We start from the raw sequence: 22,972 nt of genomic DNA, 5'->3' as shown, positions 1-22,972 counted from the left end.
GCGCAACAGGCCCGGCGCGCGGGCGATCAGGCCTTGTCAGCCTCGGTCGTGAAGCTCTCGCCACAGCCGCATTCGGCGGTCGCGTTCGGGTTCCTGAACGTGAAGGTCTCGCTCAGCCCATGCTTGCCGAAGTCGATTTCAGTGCCGTCGACCAGGTCCAGGCTGGTGGCATCCACATAGATGCGGACCCCGTCCTGCTCGAAGACGGTGTCGCCCTCGCGCTCATCGCGGGCCAGATCGGTGATGTGGCCCCAGCCGGAACAGCCGGTGCGGGTCACGCCGAAACGCAGGCCCAGCGCGCCGGGGGTCTGCTCGACGAACTTCTGCACACGGGCAAAGGCAACAGGGGTAAGGCTTACGGCCATGACAGGCAACTCCAGCGGATCGTGATCAGTATAGAGGGTATGGCGCGGGCCGACCTCGGTGGCCGCAGCTGCGGTTCACACGGCCGGCGGCCCCGAAGCCCACAAGAAATGCCTCGCAAGCCGAACACCGCACCCGTTAAACTCCGTGTTCAGAGATCGAGTCGATCAACAGAGGATTCAAGTCATGACGGTGGTCAGCGTTGAACATGCGCTTGCCGGGAAGATCCCGGAAGGCGGCGAGGCAACAGTACGCGGATGGGTCCGCACGGTGCGCGGCTCTGCGGCGCTTGCCTTCGTCAATGTCACCGATGGCTCCTGCTTCGCCCCCATCCAGGTGGTGGCCAATGACACCCTGGCCAATTTCGACGACATCAAGAGCCTGACCCCGGGCTGCTCGGTGATCGCCCGCGGCACCCTGGTTAAGTCCCAGGGCAAGGGCCAGTCCTTCGAGATCCAGGCCAGCGACATCGAGATCGTCGGCCTGGTCGAAGATCCGCTGACCTACCCGATCCAGCCCAAGCCGATGAGCCCGGAATTCCTGCGTGAAGTGGCGCACCTGCGCCCGCGCACGAACCTGTTCGGTGCGGTCACCCGCATCCGCAACTGCCTGGCCCAGGCCGTGCACCGGTTCTTCCACCAGAACGGCTTCAACTGGATCAGCACCCCGATCGTGACCACGTCCGACGCCGAAGGTGCCGGCCAGATGTTCCGGGTCTCTACCCTGGACATGGCCAACCTGCCGCGCAACGAGAAGGGCGAGGTGGATTTCAGCCGCGACTTCTTCGGCAAGGAAACCTTCCTGACCGTGTCCGGCCAGCTGAACGTCGAGGCGTACTGCCTGGCGCTGAGCAAGGTCTACACCTTCGGCCCGACCTTCCGTGCCGAGAACTCCAACACCACCCGCCACCTGGCGGAGTTCTGGATGATCGAGCCGGAAATCGCCTTCGCCGATCTGGCCGAAGACGCGCGCCTGGCCGAGCAGTTCCTGAAGTACCTGTTCCGCGCGGTGCTCGATGAGCGCGGCGATGACCTGGCCTTCCTGGCCGAGCGCGTGGACAAGAACGCGATCACCAAGCTGGAAGGCTTCATCAACGCCCCGTTCGAGCAGATCGACTACACCGAAGCGGTGAAGCTGCTGCAGAAGGCCGACAAGAAGTTCGACTTCCCGGTCGAATGGGGCCTGGACCTGCAGACCGAGCACGAGCGCTGGCTGACCGAAGAACACATCGGCCGCCCGGTGGTGGTGACCAACTACCCCGAGCACATCAAGGCCTTCTACATGCGCCTGAACGACGACGGCAAGACCGTCGCCGCGATGGACGTGCTGGCCCCGGGCATCGGCGAGATCATCGGCGGCAGCCAGCGCGAAGAGCGCCTGGACGTGCTCGATGCGCGCATGGCGCAGTTCGGTCTGGACCCCGAGCATTACGGCTGGTACCGCGATTTCCGCCGCTACGGTTCGGTGCCGCACGCCGGTTTCGGCCTGGGCTTCGAGCGCCTGGTGGTCTACGTCTGCGGGCTGAGCAACATCCGCGACGCGATCCCCTACCCGCGCGCACCGGGCAGCGCCGAATTCTGATCCCGACCACGGAGGCACCAAGCCCATGACCCTGTTCTTCGCGCTGTGCTTCGTCGGCGTGGCGATCGCCGGGTTCAGTGCCTTCGTGATCTTCTGGCCGCTGACCCTGGTCCACATCCGCGACCGCCATCCGGCGCTGGCGGATCGCTTCGGTACGGGCGCATTCCTGCGCCCGGATGCGCTGCGCTGGCTGCTCGGCCGCGACTATCGCCAGAGCAGCGACCGCTCGCTGACCGGCCTGGCCACGCCGGCCTGGCTCTCGCTGCTTACTCTTCTTGCCGGACTGGGCATGGCTGCCCTGCTCTGGCTGCTTTCGATGGTACTGACATGAACGACGACACTTCCCACCACGACGAGTGGTTCCTGGCCAGCCTTGGCAACACGCTGATCTGGGCCCGCCTGCGGGTCCGCCCGGCGGGCACCGCCGAGGTGCTGGACAGCGACGGCAACACGCTGAGCTACGACAGTGAAGACACCGCGCGCTCGCAGCTGTTCGACGCCGAGTTCGTCGCCTACGACGGCCTGGACGAAGAGGACGCCCTGGTCCGCGGCTTCTCGCTGCATGAAGTGCAGCCGCCGCAGGCCGACAGCGACGACGCGCTGCACGGCCGCATGGTCCAGAGCCTGGGCGCCCGCGCGTAACCGCCGATGTTCATCCCGTCCGCCTTCGTCGAGACCGACCTGATCTGGCTGGACCGGCTGCTGGCGCGTGATGCATTCGTCACCCTGGTCACCACCGGGGCCGACGGTCTGCCGCAGGCCACCCGCCTGCCGGTGCTGTACAAGCGCGATGCCGACGGCATCCTGATCGAAGGCCACTGGGCCAGGCCCAATCCGCAGGCGGGACACGCCGGCCCTGCGTTGATGCTGGTGCATGGCCCGCACGCCTACATATCGCCAAGCTGGTATCCGGATAAAGCCGCGCAGGCGCGCGTCCCGACCTGGAACTACGCCGCTGCGGAACTGCGTGGCGTGCTGGAGCCGGTGACCGATGCCGATGCCTTGATCGCCATGCTCGACGGCCTGAGCGCGCACTACGAGGCGCAGGTCGGCGGCGACTGGGATCTGCTGCCGATCGAGCCCCGCCAGCAGCGCATGCTCGGCGGCATCGTCGGTTTCCGGTTCCGGCCGGCGCAGGTGCAGATCAAACTCAAGCTCAGCCAGAACCACCCCGAAGCCAACCAGTCCAGCGTGATCGACGCGCTGTCGGCACTGGACGCCCCGGCATCCCGCGAGCTGGCGCAGTGGATGCGCTGGCGCCGCGAGGGCGGCACCGCCGCCGACTGACCTTCCCCACTCCTGCGACGACGCGGCCATGATGGCCACGCCTTGCCCCCACCCGACGTCAGGGACCCCGCACGATGAAAGACATCCACAAGCTGCTGCAGAACAACCGCGAATGGGCGGACCGGATCGAGAAAGAAGACCCGGATTTCTTCCACCAGCTGGCCAAGCAGCAGCACCCGGAATACCTGTGGATCGGTTGTTCCGACTCGCGCGTGCCGGCCAACCAGATCATCGGCATGGCACCGGGTGAGGTGTTCGTGCACCGCAACGTGGCCAACGTGGTGGTGCACACCGACCTGAACTGCCTGAGCGTGATCCAGTACGCCGTGGACCAGCTGAAGGTGAAGCACATCCTGATCGTGGGCCACTACGGCTGCGGCGGCGTGCACGCCAGCTTGAACAACACGCGCGTCGGCCTGGCCGACAACTGGCTGCGCCACGTAGGCGATGTGGCGCAGAAGCATGCGGCGATCATGGAAGCAATCGAGGAGCCGGAGCTGAAGCATGCCCGCCTGTGCGAGTTGAACGTCATCGAGCAGGTGGTCAATGCCTGCCGTTCGACGATCGTGCAGGACGCATGGGCACGCGGGCAGAAGCTGATGGTGCACGGCTGGGTCTACAGCCTGAAGGACGGCCGGGTGCGCGAGATGGGCATCGACGTAGGCGCGCCGGAAGACCTGCAGCCGGCCTACGAGAAGGCACTGTCCTACGTTCCGCGCCACGGTCGGCGCGACTGACCCTTCCTTTCTGCGGACATCTCCCATGCTTGCCTCGCCCATCAATCTGCTCGCTTGGATCGAAGAGAACCGGCATCTGCTGAAGCCGCCGGTAGGCAACAAAATGATCGAGAACGGCGATTTCATCGTGATGGTGGTCGGCGGCCCGAACAGCCGCACGGACTTCCATTACGACGAGGGCCCGGAGTGGTTCTATCAGCTGGAAGGGGAGATGACGCTGAAGGTGCAGGAGGATGGCGCGGTACGCGACATTCCGATCCGCGCGGGCGAGATCTTCCTGTTACCCGGTGGCGTGCCGCATTCGCCGCGCCGTCCGCCAGGCGGTGTGGGCCTGGTGGTGGAGCGCAAGCGGCTGGCGCATGAGCGCGATGGGTTGATGTGGTTCTGCGAGCGGTGCAATCACAAGTTGTACGAGGAGTTTTTCGCGCTGGAGAACATCGAGACGGATCTGCCGAAGGTGTTCGATCGCTATCACTCTTCGCTGGAGCTGCGCACGTGCGATGCGTGTGGGCATGTGGATCCGTTGCCTGCGAACTGAAAGCCAAGGCAGCGCTTGAATTGCCTGGAAGTGGGCCGGCGGGGGTGGGTTTCCGGGACCCGCCCACACCGGCCCGCCCACCGTAGACGCGAGAAACACGCCGTTGCCGTTGCCGTTGCCGTTGCCGTTGCCATCGCCATACCCAACGGCCCAGACCCAGCCAAAGCAGCACCGCAAGCCAGATTCAGCCCACACCCCCACCACCCGGATAAACTGTCGGTTCACTGACACCGCCGGTTGCACCATGTCCGAGATCCTCAGCCGCACCCATGCCGTTGCCCTGGACGCCGCCGATCCGCTGCGCGCCCTGCGCAATGAATTCGTCTTCCCGCAGCACAACCACCGCGACCAGACCTACTTCGTCGGCAACTCGCTGGGCCTGCAGCCGCGCGGCGCCCGGGCTGCCGTCCAGGAAGTCATGGACAAATGGGCCGCGCTGGCCGTGGAAGGCCACTTCACCGGCGACACCCAGTGGCTGCACTACCACCGCCTGGTCAGCGAACAGCTCGCCCGCGTCGTCGGCGCCCTGCCCAGCGAAGTCGTGGCGATGAACACCCTCAGCGTCAACCTGCACCTGATGATGGTCAGCTTCTACCGGCCCACGGCCGAACGCCCCGCCATCCTCATGGAAGCCGGTGCCTTCCCGACCGATCGGCACGCGGTGGAATCGCAGATCCGCTTCCACGGCTTCCATCCGGATACCGACCTGATCGAAGTGCAGCCCGATGAGCCCAACGGCACGATCTCGCTGCAGGCCATCGAACGCGCCATCACCGAACACGGCCCGCGCCTGGCGCTGGTGCTGTGGCCCGGCGTGCAGTACCGCAGCGGCCAGGTCTTCGATCTGGAGGCCATCACCCGCATGGCCCGCCTGCAGGGTGCGCGGATCGGTTTCGATCTTGCGCACTCCGTCGGCAACGTGCCGCTCGCGCTGCACGACATCGCCCCGGATTTCGCCGTGTGGTGCCATTACAAATATCTCAACGCCGGCCCGGGCGCCGTCGCCGGCTGCTTCGTGCACGAACGCCATCACCGCGATGCCACGCTGCCGCGATTCGCCGGCTGGTGGGGCCATGAGGAAGCCACACGCTTCAAGATGGCGCCGCAGTTCGTGCCCGCCGTCGGTGCCGAAGGCTGGCAGCTCAGCAATCCGCCGGTGCTGGGCCTGGCGCCGCTGCGCGCCGCGCTGGACGTCGTCGACAAAGCCGGCGGCATCGAGGCGCTGCGCACCAAGTCGCTGCGCCTGACCGGCATGCTCGATGCCCTCGTGCGTGCCCGCCTGTCCGGCGTGCTCGAGGTGCTGACCCCGTCCGAACCCGAGCGCCGTGGCTGCCAGCTCTCGCTGCGCGTGGCCGGTGGCCGTGAGCGCGGCCGCAGCCTCTTCGAATACCTGCAGACCGTGGGCGTGCTCGGTGACTGGCGCGAGCCCGACGTGATCCGCATCTCTCCGACACCGCTGTACAACCGCTACCTCGACCTGCACCACTTCGTCGAGGAAGTGGAAGCCTGGGCCGGTCTCTGACCCGACCGCCCTCCCCGCCCCCACGGATATCGCCTTGATCGCTACCCCCTCCCGCTCGCTGAGCATCATCGGCGCAGGTCTGGCCGGTTCACTGCTGGCCATCCTGCTGTCCCGCCAGGGCTGGCAGATCACCTTGTATGAGCGCCGCGGCGACCCGCGCGTGAGCGATTACGAGTCCGGCCGTTCGATCAATCTGGCCCTGGCCGAGCGTGGCCGCCACGCGCTGCGCCAGGCCGGTGTCGAAGACGCGGTCATGGCCAAGGCGGTGATGATGCGCGGGCGCATGATCCACCCGCGCGAGGGCGAACCACAGCTGCAGCGCTACGGGCGCGATGACAGCGAAGTGATCTGGTCGATCCACCGCAAGGACCTCAACACCACCCTGCTGCAGCTGGCCGAGGATGCAGGCGCGACCGTGCATTTCCACCGCCGCCTGCACACCGTGGACTTCGATGCCGGCTACGCGCGTTTCATCGATGACCGCGACGACCAGCCGCACGACATCCGCTTCGATACCCTGATCGGTGCCGACGGGGCCGGCTCGGCGCTGCGCGCAGCGATGAACCGCAAGCAGCCGCTGGATGAGCGCATCGACTTCCTGGACCACTCCTACAAGGAACTGGAAATCCCGCCGACTGATGACGGTGGTTTCCGGATCGAGGCCAATGCACTGCACATCTGGCCGCGTGGGCACTACATGTGCATCGCGCTGCCGAATGACGAAGGCACGTTCACGGTCACGCTGTTCCTGCCCAACGAGGGCGACCCGAGCTTCGCCACCACCAACAGTGGCGCCGAGGCCGAAGCGCTGTTCGCGCGCGACTTCCCCGATGCGCTGGCGCTGATCCCGAACCTGCGCCGCGATTGGGAGCAGCACCCGCCGGGCCTGCTCGGCACGCTGCACCTCAAGCATTGGCACATGAAGGGCCGCGCGGTCCTGATCGGCGATGCCGCGCACGCGATGGTGCCGTTCCACGGCCAAGGCATGAACTGCGCCTTCGAAGACTGCATCGCCTTGGCCGCGCACCTGCTGGAGCAGAACTCGCTGGGCGAGGCGTTCGCCGCATTCGAGGCCGATCGCAAGCCGAATGCCGAAGCGATCCAGCAGATGGCGCTGGAGAACTACCTGGAGATGCGCGACCGCGTGGCCGATCCGCAGTTCCTGCTGCAGCGCGAACTGGAACAGGCGCTGCAGGCGCGCTGGCCGACCCGCTTCGTGCCGCATTACACGATGGTCACCTTCCTGCGTACGCCGTATGCCGTTGCGCTGGCGCGCACCGAGCTGCAGCGACGCATGCTCGAAGACGCCACCGCCGGGCACGACAGCCTGGCGCATATCGACTGGGCCGCGCTCGAGCGCCTGGTCCATGAACAACTGCCCGTCCTGGAGGGTGCGCACTGATGGCCGACAGCTTCCTGTTCTATGACCTGGAGACCTTCGGCCAGGACCCGCGCCGCACGCGCATCGCGCAGTTCGCCGGTATCCGCACCGATGCCGATCTGAACATCATCGATGAACCGGTCAGCTTCTATGTCAAACCGGCCGACGACCTGCTGCCCTCGCCGATCGCCACCCTGATCACCGGGATCACCCCGCAGCACGCGCTGCAGGCAGGCATCAGCGAAGCCGAGGCGTTCTCGCGCATCAACGATCTGATGGCGCGGCCGGGCACCTGCTCGCTGGGCTACAACACGCTGCGCTTCGACGATGAGTTCGTCCGTCACGGGCTGTTCCGCAACTTCTACGATCCGTACGAGCGCGAGTGGCGCAACGGCAATTCGCGCTGGGACCTGCTGGACATGATGCGGCTGCTGCACGCGCTGCGCCCGGACGGCATTGTCTGGCCGCAGCGTGAGGACGGCGCGACCTCGTTCAAGCTAGAGCACCTGGCCACGGCCAACAACGTCCGCCAGGGCGATGCGCATGAAGCGTTGTCCGACGTGTACGCGACGATCGGTCTGGCGAAGCTGTTCAAGCAGGCCCAGCCGCGCCTGTGGGAGTACGCGCTGAAGCTGCGCGACAAGCGGTTCGTCGGCAGCCTGCTGGATGTGGACGCGATGCAGCCGGTACTGCACATCTCGATGCGCTACCCGGCACAGCGCATGTGCGCCGCGCCGGTGCTGCCACTGGCGCGCCATCCCTTCATCAACAACCGCATCATCGCGCTCGACCTGGACGGCGATATCGAGCCGCTGCTCGAGCTGCCCCCGGAAACCATCGCCGCACGCCTGTACACCCGTGCCGCCGACATGGCCGAAGGCGAGCAGCGCGTGCCCCTCAAGGAAGTTCACCTCAACAAGGTGCCGGCGCTGGTCGCCTGGAACCACCTGCGCCCGGCCGACCATGCCCGCCTGGGCATCGACCCGGCCGCGATCGAGGCCAAGGCCGAGCGTCTGCGCCAGATCGGCCCCGCGCTGGCCGAGAAGGTCCGCCAGGTTTACTCGGGCGAGCGCACGCTGGCCCCCAGCGATGTGGACGCCTCGCTGTACGACGGCTTCCTCGCCGACGGCGACAAATCCCTGATGTCGCGCATCCGCACCAGCCCGCCCGCGGAACTGGCCAGCTTCGCCGAGCGCCTGCGCGACCCGCGCATGCCCGAGCTGCTGTTCCGCTACCGCGCCCGCAACCACCTCGACACCCTGGACACCACCGAGCGCTCACGCTGGAACGACTATCGTCGCCAGCGCCTGCTCGGCGATGCGTCGCTGGGCGAACAGACCCTGCCGCAGTTCACCGCGCAGCTGGATGCACTGGCCGCGGAGCACGCCGACGATGCCGGCAAGCTCGCCCTGCTGCAGCAGCTGCGTGACTGGGGCACCCACCTGCAGAGCAGCCTATGAGCACGTATTTCAGCCCGGCAACCTTCACCTTCCTGCGTGGCCTGGCGCGCAACAACGACAAGACCTGGTTCAACGAGCACAAGCCGAAGTACGAAGAGCACGTCCGCCAGCCGTTCCTGCGCCTGATCACCGATCTGCAGCCGGACCTGGCCGCAGTCAGCGAGCATTTCCGTGCCGATCCGCGCACCGTGGGCGGCTCGCTGTTCCGCATCTACCGCGATGCGCGCTTCTCCAACGACAAGTCGCCCTACAAGAGCTGGCAGGGTGCACGCCTGTTCCATGAGCGGCGCAAGCAGGTGCCGGCGCCGTCGTTCTACATCCACCTGCAGCCGGGCGAGAGCTTCGTGGGTGCCGGCCTGTGGCATCCCGAGCCGGCCACGCAGCGCAAGGTACGGCATTTCATCGTCGACAACCCGGGCAGCTGGAAGGCCGCCGCGCATTCGCCGGTGCTGCGGAAGAAATTCGATTTCGAGGAAAGCGAGAAGCTGGTGCGCGCCCCGCGCGGGTTCGAACCGGATTTCGAGTTCATCGACGATCTCAAGCACCGCAACTGGGTGTTCTGGCGCTCGCTGGACGACGCCACGATGACCGGGCCGCGACTGCGCCAGACCATCGCAGCCGATCTGGTCACGCTGGCCCCGTTCGTGGATTACCTGTGCGCGGCGCTGGACCTGGAATTCTGAGCTTCACGTGCGCTGACGCCGGCTGGGGCAAGCTGGGCGCCAACACTGCAAGGCAGATCCGATGAAAAAACTGCTCTGGCTGACGGTCGTCCTGCTGGTGGTGCTGGCGGGCATCGTGTTCAGCGGCCCCTATGTGACCGTGCATGGCCTCAGCCGCGCGATCGAACAGCGCGATACCGCCAAGCTCGACCGCTACGTGGACTTCCCGATGCTGCGCGCCAACCTGCGTGCGCAGCTGAGCGACTACGTGGTGCGCCGCGCCGGACCGGACCTGCAGTCCAGCCTGTTCGGTGCGCTGCTGCTCTCGGCCGGTGACCGCCTCAGCGCGACCGCCGTGGATGCGCTGGTGACCCCGACCGGCATCGGCGCCCTGCTCGAGGGCCACACCCTGTGGAAGCGCGCCAGCAACGACCTGGACAGCCCCAGCAACGATGCCTACGCCGCGCCACGACCGGCGCGGCCGCTGAACGGTGCCACCCATCGTTTCGAGTCGCTGTCGCGCTTTACCGCTACCACCCGCACCCCGCAGGGCGCGCCGGTGGTGTTCGTCCTGCAGCGTTCGGGCCTGCGCTGGCGACTCGTCGACATCCGGCTGCCATTGAATCCCGAGACCACCGCCCCGTCGGCCCTCCCGATCCGGTAGGTACCCACCGTTGGTGGGTACATGGGCGCCACCATTGGTGGGTACATGGGCCCACGCACCTCCGGGTGGCGCATCAACCGTCGTTGGCGACACCATGCGGCACATGGCCGGCCGCCACGCTCTGGTGCTGCAGCGCGCTGTCGATGTTGTGCTGCGAATCGTCAAAGAAGATGTCCGCACCGAAGGCTTCCAGGAACGGCCCCTTGTGGCGGCCGCCGAGGAACAACGCTTCATCCAGGCGCACGCCCCATTCGCGCAGGGTGCGGATCACGCGCTCGTGCGCCGGCGCCGAGCGCGCGGTCACCAGCGCGGTGCGGATCGGCGCATCCTCGCCCGAGGGGAACACGGCCTGCAGGGTGTGCAGGGCCGAGAGGAAGTTGCGGAACGGACCACCGCTGAGCGGTTCGCGGGCGTTCTCGCGCTCGTGGCGCCCGAAGGCTTCCACGCCCTGCTCGCGCGAAATGCGCTCGCTTTCATCACCGAAGATCACCGCATCACCATCGAAGGCGATGCGCAGCTGGCCCAGCGGACGGCCGAGGTCGACCTGTTCGGCCGCAGCGATGGTCTCGCCCGGTGGCTTGGGCAGGATGGTCGCGGCGGCGATGCCGTGCAGCAGCGCGCGGCGCACCGACTCGGGGTTGGCCGACAGGAACAGATCTGTGCCGAACGGCTTCACATACGGCCAGGTCGGCTCGCCCGCGGTGAACGTCGCGCGGATGATGCCCAGGTCGTAGTGCTGGATCGAATTGAAGATGCGCAGGCCGGTATCGGCCGAATTGCGCGAGAGCAGGATCACTTCCACCCGCGGCTGTTCCGGCGACTGGCCCTGGTTGAGCGCGAGCAGCTTGCGCACCACCGGGAAGGCCACGCCGGGGCGCAGCACATCGTCTTCGTGCTTGCGCTGATACTCGGCGTAGGCATCGACGCCTTCGGCCTCGAACAGCGCGTGGCCCTCTTCCAGATCGAACAGGGCCCGCGAGGTCACGGCAACGGTCAGCAAGCGGGGGGTGTTGTCGCCCATGGCAATCAGCAATCCAATGCGGCCGCAGCGGCCGGCCAGCCATTCTCCCACAGAGCATGGCCACCACGGCCGTGCCCCGTCAGAACATGAACTGCTCGCTCAGGATCCGGTCTTCCAGATTGTGTTCCGGGTCGAACAGCATGGTGACGCGGCGCTCGCGCGATTCGCGGATGGTCACTTCCACCACATCGCGGGTTTCATGCGAATCGGCGGTGACACTGACCGGGCGTTTGTAGGGGTCGAGCACGCGGAACCGCACTTCGGTGTCGGCCTTGAGGATCGCCCCGCGCCAGCGGCGCGGACGGTACGGGGCCAACGGGGTCAGCGCGATGGTGTGCGAGCCCAGCGGCAGGATCGGGCCGTGTGCGGAGTAGTTGTAGGCGGTGCTGCCGGCCGGGGTGGCGACCAGCACGCCGTCACCGATCAGCTCGGCCACGCGTTCCTGTCCATTGAGGTCGATGCCGATGTGCGCGGCCTGGCGGGTCTGGCGCAACAACGAGACGTCGTTGTAGGCCAGCGAGCCGGTGGTGGTGCCGGATTCGGTCAGCGCCAGCATCTCCAGCGGGCGCAGGTTGGCCGGCTCGGCCGCGGCCAGGCGCGCCGGCAGGTCGTCATCACGGAACTGGTTCATCAGGAACCCCACCGTGCCCAGCTTCATCCCGAACACCGGCTTGCCCAGCGCGCCGTAGCGATGCAGCGCCTGCAGCAGGAAGCCATCGCCCCCGAGCGGGCACAGCACCTCGGCCTGCTCGGGCGTGTAGTCGCCATAGCGGGCCCGCATCTGTGCCAGGGCGAGCTGCGCCGCTTCGGTGGAACTGGCCAGGAAGGCGATACGGGGGGAAGCGCTCATCAAACATCCGGTGGGGCGGGTTCGCCAGAGCATACCCGCCACGTCCCCGGTAGGCCACGACCGTTGGTCGTGGCGTGGGGCGCCGGTCGTGTCGGCGTCCGCACCGACCAACGGTCGGTGCCTACCGGATGCCGGCAACCGGCATGCCGGCAACCGACATGAAAAAACGGCCCCGCGTGAGCGGGGCCGTTGATGAGTCATGTACCTGCCAGATCCAGAAACACACGTCTGGAGCAGAGCCCCCCTGAGTCAGGGGGGCGCGCCGAAGGCGTGGGGGTCTGGAAGCATGGTTTGCATGGGGCCCACGGTTTGCAAAGCAAACCGCGGGGCGTCAGCGCGAATGCGCTTACGCACCATGCTCACGCACCATGCTTACGCGCCGTGCGAGGCCAGCTGACCGAGGCGCTGGACCGCGACCGAGACGGTCGGGTAGTCCAGGGTCTTCTGTTCGGCCAGCTCGGCCAGCATCGCCAGGGTGAAGCGCAGGCTGCTGTCGTCGCGGCCCATCCAGGCGGCGACCTTGGCTTCGGCGCTGCTGCCCTTCATCGACAGGACCTGGGCAGCCAGGTTGCGATGGTGGGCGGCCAGCTCGTCGCGCAGCACGCCACGGGCCACGGCGTGCCAGCGGCCGTTGACCTCCAGCGCGTCGATCTGCTCGAACAGCCACGGCAGCTGCAGGGCGTCGCCCAGGCGGAAGTGGACCTTGGAGACGTCCACCGGCTTGAGCTTGCGGGTCCGGGCCAGTTCGATGATGTCGAACGCCGGCTCCAGGAACTGCAGTTCCGAGAGCTGCTGCGACAACGCCGGCGGCAGGCCCTTGTCCTTCCACTCCTGCACGCTCGCCTCGTAGGCCGGGCGCTGCGAATCCGGCAGCACGCCCGAGGCGTCGCGGATGTCGTTGAACGCGGCCTGGTAGCGGTTGACGGCCTCGGTGATGCCCGGCATGGCGCCCGGACGCGAGAGCAGCCAGCGCACGAACGAGCGCTGCAGCTTCCAGATCACTTCCAGCGCGTCGATCTGCACCGACTCCGGCAGGGTGCCGTCGAGGGCGTCGATCTGTGCCCACAGCGCGCGTGCGTCCAGCGTTTCACGGCTGATCGTATACGCCTTGGCGACCTCGGCCACGGTGCGCCCGGTGTCTTCCTGCATGCGCATCAGGAAGGTGGCGCCCATGCGGTTGATGGTCTGGTTGGTCACGGCCGTGGCGATGATCTCGCGCTTCAGGCGGTGACGCTCCATCGCATCGGCGTACTTCTTCTGCAGCGGCGTCGGGAAGTAGCGCTGCAGTTCCTTGGACAGGTACGGATCTTCCGGAATGTCCGACTCGAGCAGCTGCTGGAAGGCCACCAGCTTGGAGTAGGACAACAGCACCGAGAGTTCCGGACGGGTCAGGCCCTGGCCACGCGCCTTGCGTGCGGACAGTTCCGCATCGGAGGGCAGGTACTCGATCTGGCGGTCCAGCAGGCCCTGCTGTTCCAGCGTGCGGATGAAGTGCTGCTTGGACCCCAGGCGCTTGACCGCCATGCGTTCCATCAGGCTCAGCGCCTGGTTCTGACGGTAGTTGTCCATCAGCACCAGCGCGGCCACTTCGTCGGTCATCGAGGCCAGCAGCTTGTTGCGCTGTTCGACGGTCAACTTCTTGGCCCGCACCACGTCATTGAGCAGGATCTTGATGTTGACTTCGTGATCGGAGGTGTCCACACCGGCCGAGTTGTCGATGAAGTCGGTGTTGAGCAGCACGCCGGCCTGGGCGGCTTCGATGCGGCCCAGCTGGGTCATGCCCAGGTTGCCGCCCTCGCCCACCACCTTGCAGCGCAGCTCGCCGCCATTGACGCGCAGCGCGTTGTTGGCGCGATCGCCGACATCGCTGTGCTGCTCGCTGGCCGCCTTGACGTAGGTGCCGATGCCGCCGTTCCAAAGTAGGTCGACCGGCGACTTGAGGATCGCGCTCATCAGGTCGTTCGGGGTCATCGACTTGATGCCCTCGTCCAGGCCGAGTACCTCACGGACCTGCGGGGTGATCTCGATCGACTTCAGCGTACGCGGGTACACGCCGCCGCCCTTGCTGATCAGCTTGGCATCGTAATCGGCCCAGCTGGAACGCGGCACGGTGAACAGACGCTCGCGCTCGACGAAGGTCGTGGCCGCATCCGGGTTCGGGTCCAGGAAGATGTGGCGGTGATCGAACGCAGCAACCAGGCGGATGTGGCGCGACAGCAGCATGCCGTTGCCGAACACGTCGCCGGACATGTCGCCCACGCCGACCGCGGTGAAATCCTGGCTCTGGCTGTCACGGCCCAGCGCACGGAAGTGGCGCTTGACCGACTCCCACGCACCGCGGGCGGTGATGCCCATGCCCTTGTGGTCGTAACCGACCGAGCCACCGGAGGCGAACGCATCGCCCATCCAGAAGCCGTGCGCCACGGCCAGGCCGTTGGCGATGTCGGAGAAGGTCGCGGTGCCCTTGTCGGCCGCCACCACCAGGTACGGGTCGTCCATGTCGTGGCGGACCACGTCCACCGGCGGCACGATCTTGTTGTTGACGATGTTGTCGGTGATGTCCAGCAGGCCCTGGATGAACAGCTTGTAGCAGGCCACGCCGTTGGCGAACACCGCATCACGGTCGCCGTTGACCGGCGGCATCTTGGCGAAGAAGCCGCCCTTCGCACCGACCGGCACGATCACGGTGTTCTTGACCATCTGTGCCTTGACCAGGCCCAGCACCTCGGTACGGAAGTCTTCGCGACGGTCCGACCAGCGCAGGCCACCACGGGCGACGGCACCGAAGCGCAGGTGGGTACCTTCCACGCGCGGGCCGTACACGAAGATTTCGCGGTACGGGCGCGGCTTGGGCAGGTCCGGCACCAGCGCCGAATCGAACTTGAAGCTGATGACGTGGCCCGGACGGCCCTCGGCGTCGGTCTGGTAGTAGCTGGTGCGCAGGGTCGCATCGATCACGCCCATGAAGCTGCGCAGGATGCGGTCCTCATCGAGGCTGGAGACGCGGTCCATCAGCTTCAGCAGCGCATCGCGCGCGGCATCCATCTGCACGGTACGGTCGCCCTTGCGCGCATCGACCACGGTCTTGAGCACTTTCAGGGTGGCTTCGTCGCCGCCGGCGAGCACGGTCAGGTGCGCGCGCAGCTGGGCCTGGCCCTCGGCGATCGCGTCCTTGCTCTCATGGCCGGTAGCCGGATCGAAGCGGGCTTCGAACAGCTCCACCAGCAGGCGGGCCAGCAGTGGGTAGCGGGTGAAGGTGCCTTCCACGTAGGCCTGCGAGAACGGCACGCCGGTCTGCAGCAGGTACTTGCAGTAGCCACGCAGCATCGCGACCTGGCGCCAGTGCAGGCCGGCGGCGAGCACGAGGCGGTTGAAGCCATCGTTCTCGGCATCGCCGTGCCACACGCGGGCGAAGGTTTCACCGAAGGCGGCATCGACGCTCGGCGCATCGATCGCACCGGCCACCGATTCCACTTCGAAGTCCTGCACGTACACCGGGGCGTTATCGACCGTCAGGCGGTACGGACGCTCGGCGATGACACGCAGGCCCATGTTTTCCATCATCGGCAGCGCGTCCGACAGCGGGATGTCGTCCAGCTGGCGATACAGCTTCAGGCGCAGGCCGTCGCCGCCTTCGCGCTGCACGGCCTGCAGGCTCAGGCGCAGATCGTCCGGACCGGTCAGCGCATCCAGCTGGCTGACGTCGTTGGCGGCGATCTCGGTGCTGGAATCTTCGATGTAACCGGCCGGCAGCGCCTTGCCGATACGCGCGGCGATGCGCAGGCCTTCGCCTTCACCGTGGCGGGCAACCAGCGCTTCGCGCAGATCGTCCTGCCAGTTGCGCAGCACCTGGGCGAGCTTCTGCTCCAGTTCGCTGGTGTCCACTTCCAGGGTCTGGCCTGCCTTCGGACGCACGATCAGGTGCACCTGGGCCAGCGGCGACTCACCGAGCACCACCGAGCTGTCCACGTACTCGCCCTGCAGGGCGTCCTTGAGCATCGCTTCGATGCGCAGGCGCACATCGGTGTTGAAACGTTCGCGCGGCAGGTACACCAGCGCGGAGATGAAACGGCTGTACTTGTCCCGACGCAGGAACAGGCGGCTGCGCACGCGCTCCTGCAGGCCCAGCACGCCCATGGCGGTGCGGAACAGTTCGTCCTCGCTGGACTGGAACAGTTCTTCGCGCGGCAGGGTTTCCAGGATGTGGCGCAGCGCCTTGCCGCTGTGGCTGCTCGGCGCGAGGCCGGACTTGCTCATCACGTATTCGTGGCGCTGGCGCACCAGCGGGATTTCCCACGGGCGGCGGTTGTAGGCGCTGGAGGTGAACAGGCCCAGGAAGCGCTGCTCACCGATGATCTTGCCCTTGGCGTCGAATTCCAGCACGCCGATGTAATCCATGTAACCGGAGCGATGCACGCGCGAACGGGCATTGGTCTTGGTCAGGATCAGCGCGTCCTTCAGGCCGGTGGTGGCATTGAGACCCTGCGCGGCGAGCGTCTTGACCGGGCGTGCAGCGGACTTGTCCTGCCCGCGCATCAGGCCCAGGCCGGTGTCGTTGAGCGGCGCCAGCACGTCTTCCTTGCCCTGCTTCTCCACGCGGTATTCGCGGTAGCCGAAGAAGGTGAAGTGGTTGTCGGCGGCCCAGCGCAGGAACTCCTGTGCTTCGGCGCGCGACGCGGCATCGACCGGCAGCTGCCGGCTGCCCAGGTCGTCGGCCAGGCTCTGCGCCTTGGCACGCATCGCGTCCCAATCGCGGACGATGGCACGCACCTCGTCCAGCGCCTTGATGATCGCCTTCTCGACGTCGGCCATGGCCTCGGCCGGCTGGCGGTCGATCTCCAGCAGCATCACCGATTCGGCGGTGCCGTCGCTCACACCGGTCAGCTTGCCGGCCTTGTCACGCGCGAAGCGGATCACCGGGTGACCCAGCACGTGCACGCCGACGCCATGCTCGGCCAGCGACATCGTGACGGTGTCCACCAGGAACGGCATATCGTCGTTGACGATCTGCAGCACCGTATGCGGCGACTCCCACCCGTTGCTCTTCAGCGTCGGGTTGAACACGCGGACGTTGGCCTTGCCGGACTTGCGCACACGCGCGAATTCCAGCGTGTCCGCTGCCAGTGCGGCCCACTCCTCCGCGCTGTGGTGCGGGAACTCGTCCGCCTCCATGCGCTTGTAGAAGTCGGCGGCAAAAGCCACTGCCTCGGCCTGCCCGGCCGACGGGTAGCGCTTGCGCAAGGCCGTGTACACCGGCTCCAGCGAGAAGCCCACTGGCGAAACAGTCTGCGTATCGGCTGGTTTGGATTTGTTTTTCACGGTCTTGGCTGCTGGTTTTTGCGGTTTCATGACGGAGCGGTGCGTGATGCTCAGTTGGGAAAATGAAATTGTAGGCCTACCGCACAGAAATACCTTGCTGCAGGACGGAATAAGATCATTCGGGTTGGGTGGCGTTTACATCGGCGATGCCAATTCGGCCGGGTACGGACATGTGGGTCGGCGTCTGGTGTAGCGCAGCATCGACCGCTTCCATTGCAACGTGACGTCGGGTACCAAACGCCGCGGAAAAACAAGGCTTCTACAATTCTGAACTGGACGGTATAGTCCACCGCGTGACTCCCCCACACCCCGCCGCCAGCACCCTGGACGCGCGCGATCACCGCGTGTTCGATGCCGTGCGCGAACTGCTGGCCAGCCAAGGCATGCAATTGAGCATGGATGCGGTGGCCCAGCACGCGGGCTGCTCCAAGCAGACGCTCTACAGCCGCTACGGCAGCAAGCAGGAACTGCTCAGGCGGGTGATGCAGCGGCATGTCTGCCGCGCCACCGCCGGGCTGCGCTCACTCGATGGTGATGACCTGCGTGGCAGCCTGCTGCAGTTCGCCAACGACTACCTGGACCATTTCAATCAACCGCACGTGGTCCAGGCCCGGCGGCTGATCGCAACCGAATCCAGCCAGTTCCCCCAGGAAGCCCGTACCCTTTACCAGGACGGCGCCGGGGCACTGGCGCTTCATGTTTCTGAATGGCTGGCAACACGGGCCGCCCAGGGCCAATTGAGGCATGACGACCCGCACTTCATGGCTGAACTGCTATTGAGCATGATCGCCGGATTGGATTTCGAGAAACAGCGTTTCCACATCCCCCACCGCGATGACGCCGCCGTGCGCCGCCGCTGGGCAGAATTCTCCGTCGACAGCTTCCTGCGCGCCTTCGCTGCGCCCGAAGCCGCCACGGCTTCGCATTCAAACCAACACCGGAGCTTCTCCTGATGATCGCCCCACTCCGCACCCTTGCCCTGACGTGCGCAGTCGCCTTTGCGTTGACCGCCTGCAAGAAGGAAGAGCAGCAGGCCCCGCCGCCGCCGGAGGTGGGCGTGATCGAGGCCAAGCCGCAGACCCTGCCGCTGCAGCGCGAGCTGGTCGGCCGCCTGTCACCGTTCCGCAGCGCCGACGTGCGTGCCCGCGTCCCGGGCGTGCTGCTCAAGCGCGTCTATCAGGAAGGCTCGGACGTGAAGGAAGGCCAGGTGCTGTTCCTGATCGACCCGGCACCGCTGCAGGCTGCCCTCAATGCCTCGCAGGCCGAACTGGCGTCGGCCCAGGCCACTGCCGCCAATGCCAAGGCCGCCGCCAACCGCGCCCGCTCGCTGGCGCCGCAGGCCTACGTCTCCAAGTCCGACCTGGATGCGGCCGAAGCCACCGAGCGCACCGCCGCTGCCGCCGTGCAGCAGGCCCAGGCCTCGCTGGCCAGCGCGCGGATCAACCTCGGGTATGCCGAAGTGCGTTCGCCGATCAGCGGCCGCGCCGGCAAGCAGCAGGTCACCGAAGGCGCGCTGGTCGGCCAGGGCGATGTGACCCTGCTGACCACCGTGGACCAGCTCGACCCGCTGTACGTGAACTTCTCGATGAGCGTGGATGAGCTGACCCAGATGCGCGCGGCCCAGGCCAAGGGCGCACTGGCCCTGAGCGGGGACGGCAAATCCACCGTGCAGGTGAAGCTGGCCGACGGCACGGTCTACGACCAGCCGGGCACGCTGGACTTCTCCTCGACCACGGTCGATCCGGCCACCGGCGCGGTCTCGCTGCGCGCGGTGCTGCCGAACCCGCAGCAGATCCTGCTGCCGGGCGCCTTCGTCAGCTTCCAGGCGACCCTGGGTGAGCGCAACAACGCCTACCTGGTCCCGCTGCAGGCGCTGCAGCGCGACACCACCGGCGGCTATGTGCTGGTCGTGGGCAAGGACGGCAAGGTCATCCGCAAGAACGTGAAGAGTGAAGGCCAGCAGGGCAGCAACTGGCTGGTCAGTGGCGGGCTGGATGCCGGCGACCAGGTCATCGTGGCCGGCGTGCAGAAGGTCAAGGAAGGCGAGCCGGCCAAGGCCGCCCCGTGGAACCCGGCCGCCGGCAACGGCAATGGCCAGGCGCCGGCGGGTGCTGCTCCGGCAGGGGCCGCTCCGGCGGCTGCCGCCAAGCCCGATGCCGCTGCCGCCCCGGCCGATGCCGCCGCCGACACGTCCGACGCCGCTCCGGCTGCCGAACCGAACAAGCAATAACGGGAATCCTCCGTCATGCCTAAATTTTTCATTGAACACCCGGTATTCGCCTGGGTGGTCGCGATCCTGATCTCGCTTGCGGGCGTGATCTCGATCCTGGGTCTGGGCGTGGAGTCCTACCCGAGCATCGCACCTCCCCAGGTGACGGTGAGCGCCACCTACCCCGGCGCCAGCGCCGACACCGCCGAAAAGTCGGTCACCCAGGTGATCGAGCAGCAGCTGACCGGTATCGATCACCTGCTGTACTTCAGCTCCTCCTCGGCCTCCAACGGCCGCGTCACCATCACCCTGACCTTCGAGACCGGCACCGATGCCGATATCGCTCAGGTGCAGGTGCAGAACAAGGTCTCGCTGGCGACGCCTCGCCTGCCGACCGAAGTGACCCAGCAGGGTGTGGTGGTGGCCAAGGCCAACGCCGGCTTCCTGATGGTGGTGGCCCTGCAGTCCGACAGCGCCTCAATCGACCGCGATGCCCTCAACGACATCGTCGGTTCGCGCGTGCTCGACCAGATCTCGCGCATTCCCGGCGTGGGCAGCACCCAGCAGTTCGGTTCCGAGTACGCCATGAACATCTGGCTCAACCCGGAAAAGATGCAGGGTTACGGGCTGTCGGCCACGCAGGTGCTGGCCGCGATCAAGGACCAGAACGTGCAGTTCGCGGCCGGTTCGCTGGGCTCGGATCCCTCGCCGGAAGGGCATTACTTCACCGCGACGGTCTCGGCCGAAGGCCGCTTCAGCTCGCCGGAAGAGTTCGAGAACATCATCCTGCGCGCCAACACCGACGGCTCGCGCGTGCTGCTCAAGGACATCGCCCGCATCGCCTTCGGTGCGAACAACTACGGCTTTGACACCCAGTACAACGGCAAGCCGACCGGCGCCTTCGCGATCCAGCTGCTGCCGGGTGCCAACGCCCTGAACGTGGCCAACGCGGTCACGGCCAAGATGGACGAGCTGTCGCCGAGCTTCCCGGCCGGTGTCAGCTGGTTCTCGCCGTACGACAGCACCACCTTCGTGAAGATCTCGATCGAGGAAGTGGTCAAGACCCTGATCGAAGCGGTCGCGCTGGTCTTCCTGGTGATGCTGATCTTCCTGCAGAACTTCCGCGCCACCCTGATCCCGACCCTGGTCATCCCGGTCGCGCTGCTGGGTACGTTCCTGGGCATGAGCATCATCGGCTTCACCATCAACCAGCTGACGCTGTTTGCGATGGTGCTGGCGATCGGCATCGTGGTCGATGACGCCATCGTGGTCATCGAGAACGTCGAACGCATCATGACCGAGGAGAAGCTGCCGCCCAAGGCCGCCACCCAGAAGGCCATGACCCAGATCACCGGTGCGGTGGTCGCGATCACGGTCGTGCTGGCCGCGGTGTTCATTCCGTCGGCCCTGCAGGGCGGTGCCGCCGGTGAGATCTACAAGCAGTTCGCGCTGACCATCGCCATCGCGATGGCCTTCTCGGCGTTCCTGGCACTGGGCTTCACCCCGGCGCTGTGCGCGACGTTCCTCAAGCCGACGCACAACGACAAGCCGAACATCGTCTACCGCACCTTCAACAAGTACTACGACAAGGTCAGCAACACCTACGTGGGCCACATCACCTCGGCGGTGAAGCATGCCCCGCGCTGGATGATCCTGTTCGTGGTGCTGACCGCGCTGTGCGGTTTCCTGTTCACGCGCATGCCCGGCAGCTTCCTGCCGGAAGAAGACCAGGGCTATGCGCTGGCGATCGTGCAGCTGCCGCCGGGCTCGACCAAGTCGCAGACCAACCACGCCTTCGCCCAGATGCGCGGCATTCTGGAAAAGCAGGATGGCTTCGAAGGCATGCTGCAGGTGGCCGGTTTCAGCTTCGTCGGTTCCGGTGAAAACGTGGGCATGGGCTTCATCCGCCTCAAGCCCTGGGCGGACCGTGACATCACGGTGCCCGAGTTCATCAACAACATGAACGGCGCGTTCTTCGGCATCAAGGAGGCGCAGATCTTCGTGGTCAACCTGCCGACCGTGCAGGGCCTGGGCCAGTTCGGCGGCTTCGACATGTGGCTGCAGGACCGTGGCGGCGTGGGCTACGAGCAGCTGACGCAGGCGCGCAACATCCTGCTCGGCAAGGCCGCGCAGGAAAGCGATCTGCTGACCGGCGTACGCCCGAACGGCCTGGAAAACGCGCCGCAGCTGCAGTTGCACGTGGACCGCGTGCAGGCGCAGACCATGGGCCTGTCGGTCTCGGACGTGTACAGCACAATCCAGCTGATGCTGGCCCCGGTGTACGTCAACGACTTCTTCTATGAAGGCCGCATCAAGCGCGTGACCCTGCAGGCCGATGGCCCGTACCGCACCGGCGCGGAGTCGTTGAACAGCTTCTACACGCCGAGCACGCTGCAGACCAATCCCGACGGCACGCAGGCGATGATTCCGCTGAGCACCGTGGTGAAGTCCGAATGGGTGTCCGCACCGCCGTCGCTGAGCCGCTACAACGGCTATTCGGCGGTCAACATCGTCGGTTCGCAGGCGGCCGGGCGCAGCTCGGGCGAGGCGATGCAGGCGATGGAGCGGATCGTCAATGACGACCTGCCGGCTGGCTTCGGCTACGACTGGTCGGGCATGTCCTACCAGGAAATCCTGGCCGGCAACGCCGCGACCCTGCTGCTGGTGCTGTCCATCGTGGTGGTGTTCCTCTGCCTGGCCGCGCTGTATGAAAGCTGGTCGATCCCGGTGGCGGTGCTGCTGGTGGTGCCGCTCGGCGTCCTCGGCGCGCTGGCCTTCTCGCTGGCACGTGGCCTGCCGAACGATCTGTACTTCAAGATCGGCCTGATCACGGTGATCGGCCTGGCCGCGAAGAACGCGATCCTGATCGTGGAGTTCGCGGTGGAACAGCGGGCCGCGGGCAAGAACCTGCGCGAAGCAACCATCGAAGCCTCGCGCCTGCGCTTCCGTCCGATTCTGATGACCTCGTTCGCCTTCATCATGGGCGTGGTGCCGATGGCCATCTCCACCGGTGCCGGCGCCAACGCGCGCCACGCGATCGGTACCGGCGTGATCGGCGGCATGGTGTTCGCCACCTTCCTCGGTCTGCTGATGATCCCGGTGTTCTTCGTGGTGGTCCGCCGCATGCTGGGTGACAAGCTGGACGAACCGTCCAAGGAGTTCCTGGAGCGCCAGGGCGAAGCCAATACGGCCCACCGTCCGGATCGTTGATGCACAGGGGCAGCCACGGCTGCCCCGCCCCGCCAGGTGACCATCGTGGGTGGTCACGCTGAAATGCAAAAGCCCCGGCGCGAGCCGGGGCTTTTTTGTGTGCGACGCAAGAAGGGTAGCAACTGTCTTATCAGGTGCAGACCAACGCGGCCTCGGCGTCCCGCTTGC

At 66.5% G+C, this 22,972-nt stretch carries 17 protein-coding genes and 1 pseudogene; 14 read left to right on the top strand and 4 right to left on the bottom strand.

Annotated features, from left to right (window positions below):
- Positions 1-26 precede the first annotated feature (26 nt).
- A complete protein-coding gene (locus AB9O74_RS17465; RefSeq protein ID WP_123729654.1) occupies positions 27-365 on the bottom strand; it encodes an iron-sulfur cluster assembly accessory protein in 339 nt (112 codons plus the stop codon).
- 184 nt (positions 366-549) lie between these two features.
- Here AB9O74_RS17465 and asnS point away from each other — a divergent pair, with 184 nt between their 5' ends.
- The 11 genes from asnS (at position 550) to AB9O74_RS17410 (ending at position 10,195) form a co-directional block, all read left to right on the top strand.
- Positions 550-1,944: an asparagine--tRNA ligase gene (gene asnS / locus AB9O74_RS17460; protein ID WP_176990895.1), complete on the top strand. Its 1,395-nt coding sequence runs from the start codon at positions 550-552 to the stop codon at positions 1,942-1,944.
- A 25-nt stretch (positions 1,945-1,969) separates the two neighbouring features.
- The gene (locus AB9O74_RS17455; protein ID WP_176990894.1) at positions 1,970-2,275 is read left to right on the top strand and encodes a hypothetical protein; all 306 of its coding nucleotides are present in this window, start codon (positions 1,970-1,972) and stop codon (positions 2,273-2,275) included.
- The gene (locus AB9O74_RS17450) at positions 2,272-2,586 is read left to right on the top strand and encodes a hypothetical protein (RefSeq protein ID WP_121037851.1); all 315 of its coding nucleotides are present in this window, start codon (positions 2,272-2,274) and stop codon (positions 2,584-2,586) included. Before AB9O74_RS17455 ends, AB9O74_RS17450 begins: the two co-directional genes overlap by 4 nt.
- A gap of 6 nt (positions 2,587-2,592) precedes the next feature.
- Positions 2,593-3,231, top strand: a complete 639-nt coding sequence (locus AB9O74_RS17445) for an FMN-binding negative transcriptional regulator (protein WP_369350065.1) — start codon at positions 2,593-2,595, stop codon at positions 3,229-3,231.
- A 74-nt stretch (positions 3,232-3,305) separates the two neighbouring features.
- Positions 3,306-3,968, top strand: coding sequence for a carbonate dehydratase (gene can / locus AB9O74_RS17440; RefSeq protein WP_176990892.1), 663 nt, complete (start codon positions 3,306-3,308; stop codon positions 3,966-3,968).
- Between the two features lie 25 nt (positions 3,969-3,993).
- Complete coding sequence (locus AB9O74_RS17435) at positions 3,994-4,506, top strand: 3-hydroxyanthranilate 3,4-dioxygenase (protein WP_369350064.1); 513 nt, start codon at positions 3,994-3,996, stop codon at positions 4,504-4,506.
- Between the two features lie 244 nt (positions 4,507-4,750).
- Positions 4,751-6,028, top strand: coding sequence for a kynureninase (kynU, locus tag AB9O74_RS17430; RefSeq protein WP_369350063.1), 1,278 nt, complete (start codon positions 4,751-4,753; stop codon positions 6,026-6,028).
- A 34-nt stretch (positions 6,029-6,062) separates the two neighbouring features.
- Entirely contained in the window at positions 6,063-7,430 is a 1,368-nt protein-coding gene (locus AB9O74_RS17425) for an FAD-dependent oxidoreductase (RefSeq protein WP_369350062.1), read from the top strand.
- Positions 7,430-8,869: an exodeoxyribonuclease I gene (gene sbcB / locus AB9O74_RS17420; protein WP_369350061.1), complete on the top strand. Its 1,440-nt coding sequence runs from the start codon at positions 7,430-7,432 to the stop codon at positions 8,867-8,869. The genes AB9O74_RS17425 and sbcB overlap by 1 nt, the downstream gene beginning before the upstream one ends.
- Positions 8,866-9,552, top strand: coding sequence for a DUF2461 domain-containing protein (locus tag AB9O74_RS17415; RefSeq protein WP_019184359.1), 687 nt, complete (start codon positions 8,866-8,868; stop codon positions 9,550-9,552). The genes sbcB and AB9O74_RS17415 overlap by 4 nt, the downstream gene beginning before the upstream one ends.
- A 61-nt stretch (positions 9,553-9,613) precedes the next feature.
- Entirely contained in the window at positions 9,614-10,195 is a 582-nt protein-coding gene (locus AB9O74_RS17410) for a DUF2939 domain-containing protein (RefSeq protein ID WP_369350060.1), read from the top strand.
- Positions 10,196-10,268: 73 nt separating this feature from the next.
- Here AB9O74_RS17410 and AB9O74_RS17405 read toward each other — a convergent pair whose 3' ends face one another.
- The 3 genes and pseudogenes from AB9O74_RS17405 to AB9O74_RS17395 all read right to left on the bottom strand — a co-directional run.
- Positions 10,269-11,216 carry a 5'-nucleotidase gene (locus AB9O74_RS17405; RefSeq protein ID WP_088434636.1) on the bottom strand — a complete coding sequence of 316 codons (948 nt, stop codon included), beginning with the start codon at positions 11,214-11,216 and terminating at the stop codon, positions 10,269-10,271.
- Positions 11,217-11,295: 79 nt separating this feature from the next.
- The gene (locus tag AB9O74_RS17400) at positions 11,296-12,066 is read right to left on the bottom strand and encodes an NAD kinase (protein ID WP_176990886.1); all 771 of its coding nucleotides are present in this window, start codon (positions 12,064-12,066) and stop codon (positions 11,296-11,298) included.
- A gap of 372 nt (positions 12,067-12,438) precedes the next feature.
- Positions 12,439-17,331 (bottom strand): annotated as a pseudogene (locus AB9O74_RS17395) (NAD-glutamate dehydrogenase); the annotation flags it as partial.
- A gap of 347 nt (positions 17,332-17,678) precedes the next feature.
- On the opposite strand from AB9O74_RS17395, the gene AB9O74_RS17390 reads away from it, so the two are divergent.
- Genes AB9O74_RS17390 through AB9O74_RS17380 form a run of 3 tightly spaced genes read left to right on the top strand, consistent with a single transcriptional unit; the run spans position 17,679 to position 22,804 of the window.
- Complete coding sequence (locus tag AB9O74_RS17390) at positions 17,679-18,338, top strand: TetR/AcrR family transcriptional regulator (RefSeq protein WP_346479835.1); 660 nt, start codon at positions 17,679-17,681, stop codon at positions 18,336-18,338.
- Positions 18,338-19,615, top strand: a complete 1,278-nt coding sequence (locus AB9O74_RS17385; RefSeq protein ID WP_346479836.1) for an efflux RND transporter periplasmic adaptor subunit — start codon at positions 18,338-18,340, stop codon at positions 19,613-19,615. The genes AB9O74_RS17390 and AB9O74_RS17385 overlap by 1 nt, the downstream gene beginning before the upstream one ends.
- Positions 19,616-19,630: 15 nt before the next feature.
- Positions 19,631-22,804: a multidrug efflux RND transporter permease subunit gene (locus AB9O74_RS17380; protein WP_176990882.1), complete on the top strand. Its 3,174-nt coding sequence runs from the start codon at positions 19,631-19,633 to the stop codon at positions 22,802-22,804.
- The last annotated feature ends 168 nt before the right edge of the window (positions 22,805-22,972 follow it).

Origin of the sequence: Stenotrophomonas sp. JAG2 (assembly GCF_041080745.1) — a bacterium.
In the GTDB taxonomy this organism is placed as follows: domain Bacteria; phylum Pseudomonadota; class Gammaproteobacteria; order Xanthomonadales; family Xanthomonadaceae; genus Stenotrophomonas; species Stenotrophomonas maltophilia_AA.
The sequence above is the reverse complement of the archived record's forward strand: the minus strand, read 5'-3'. Positions and strand labels throughout refer to the sequence as shown.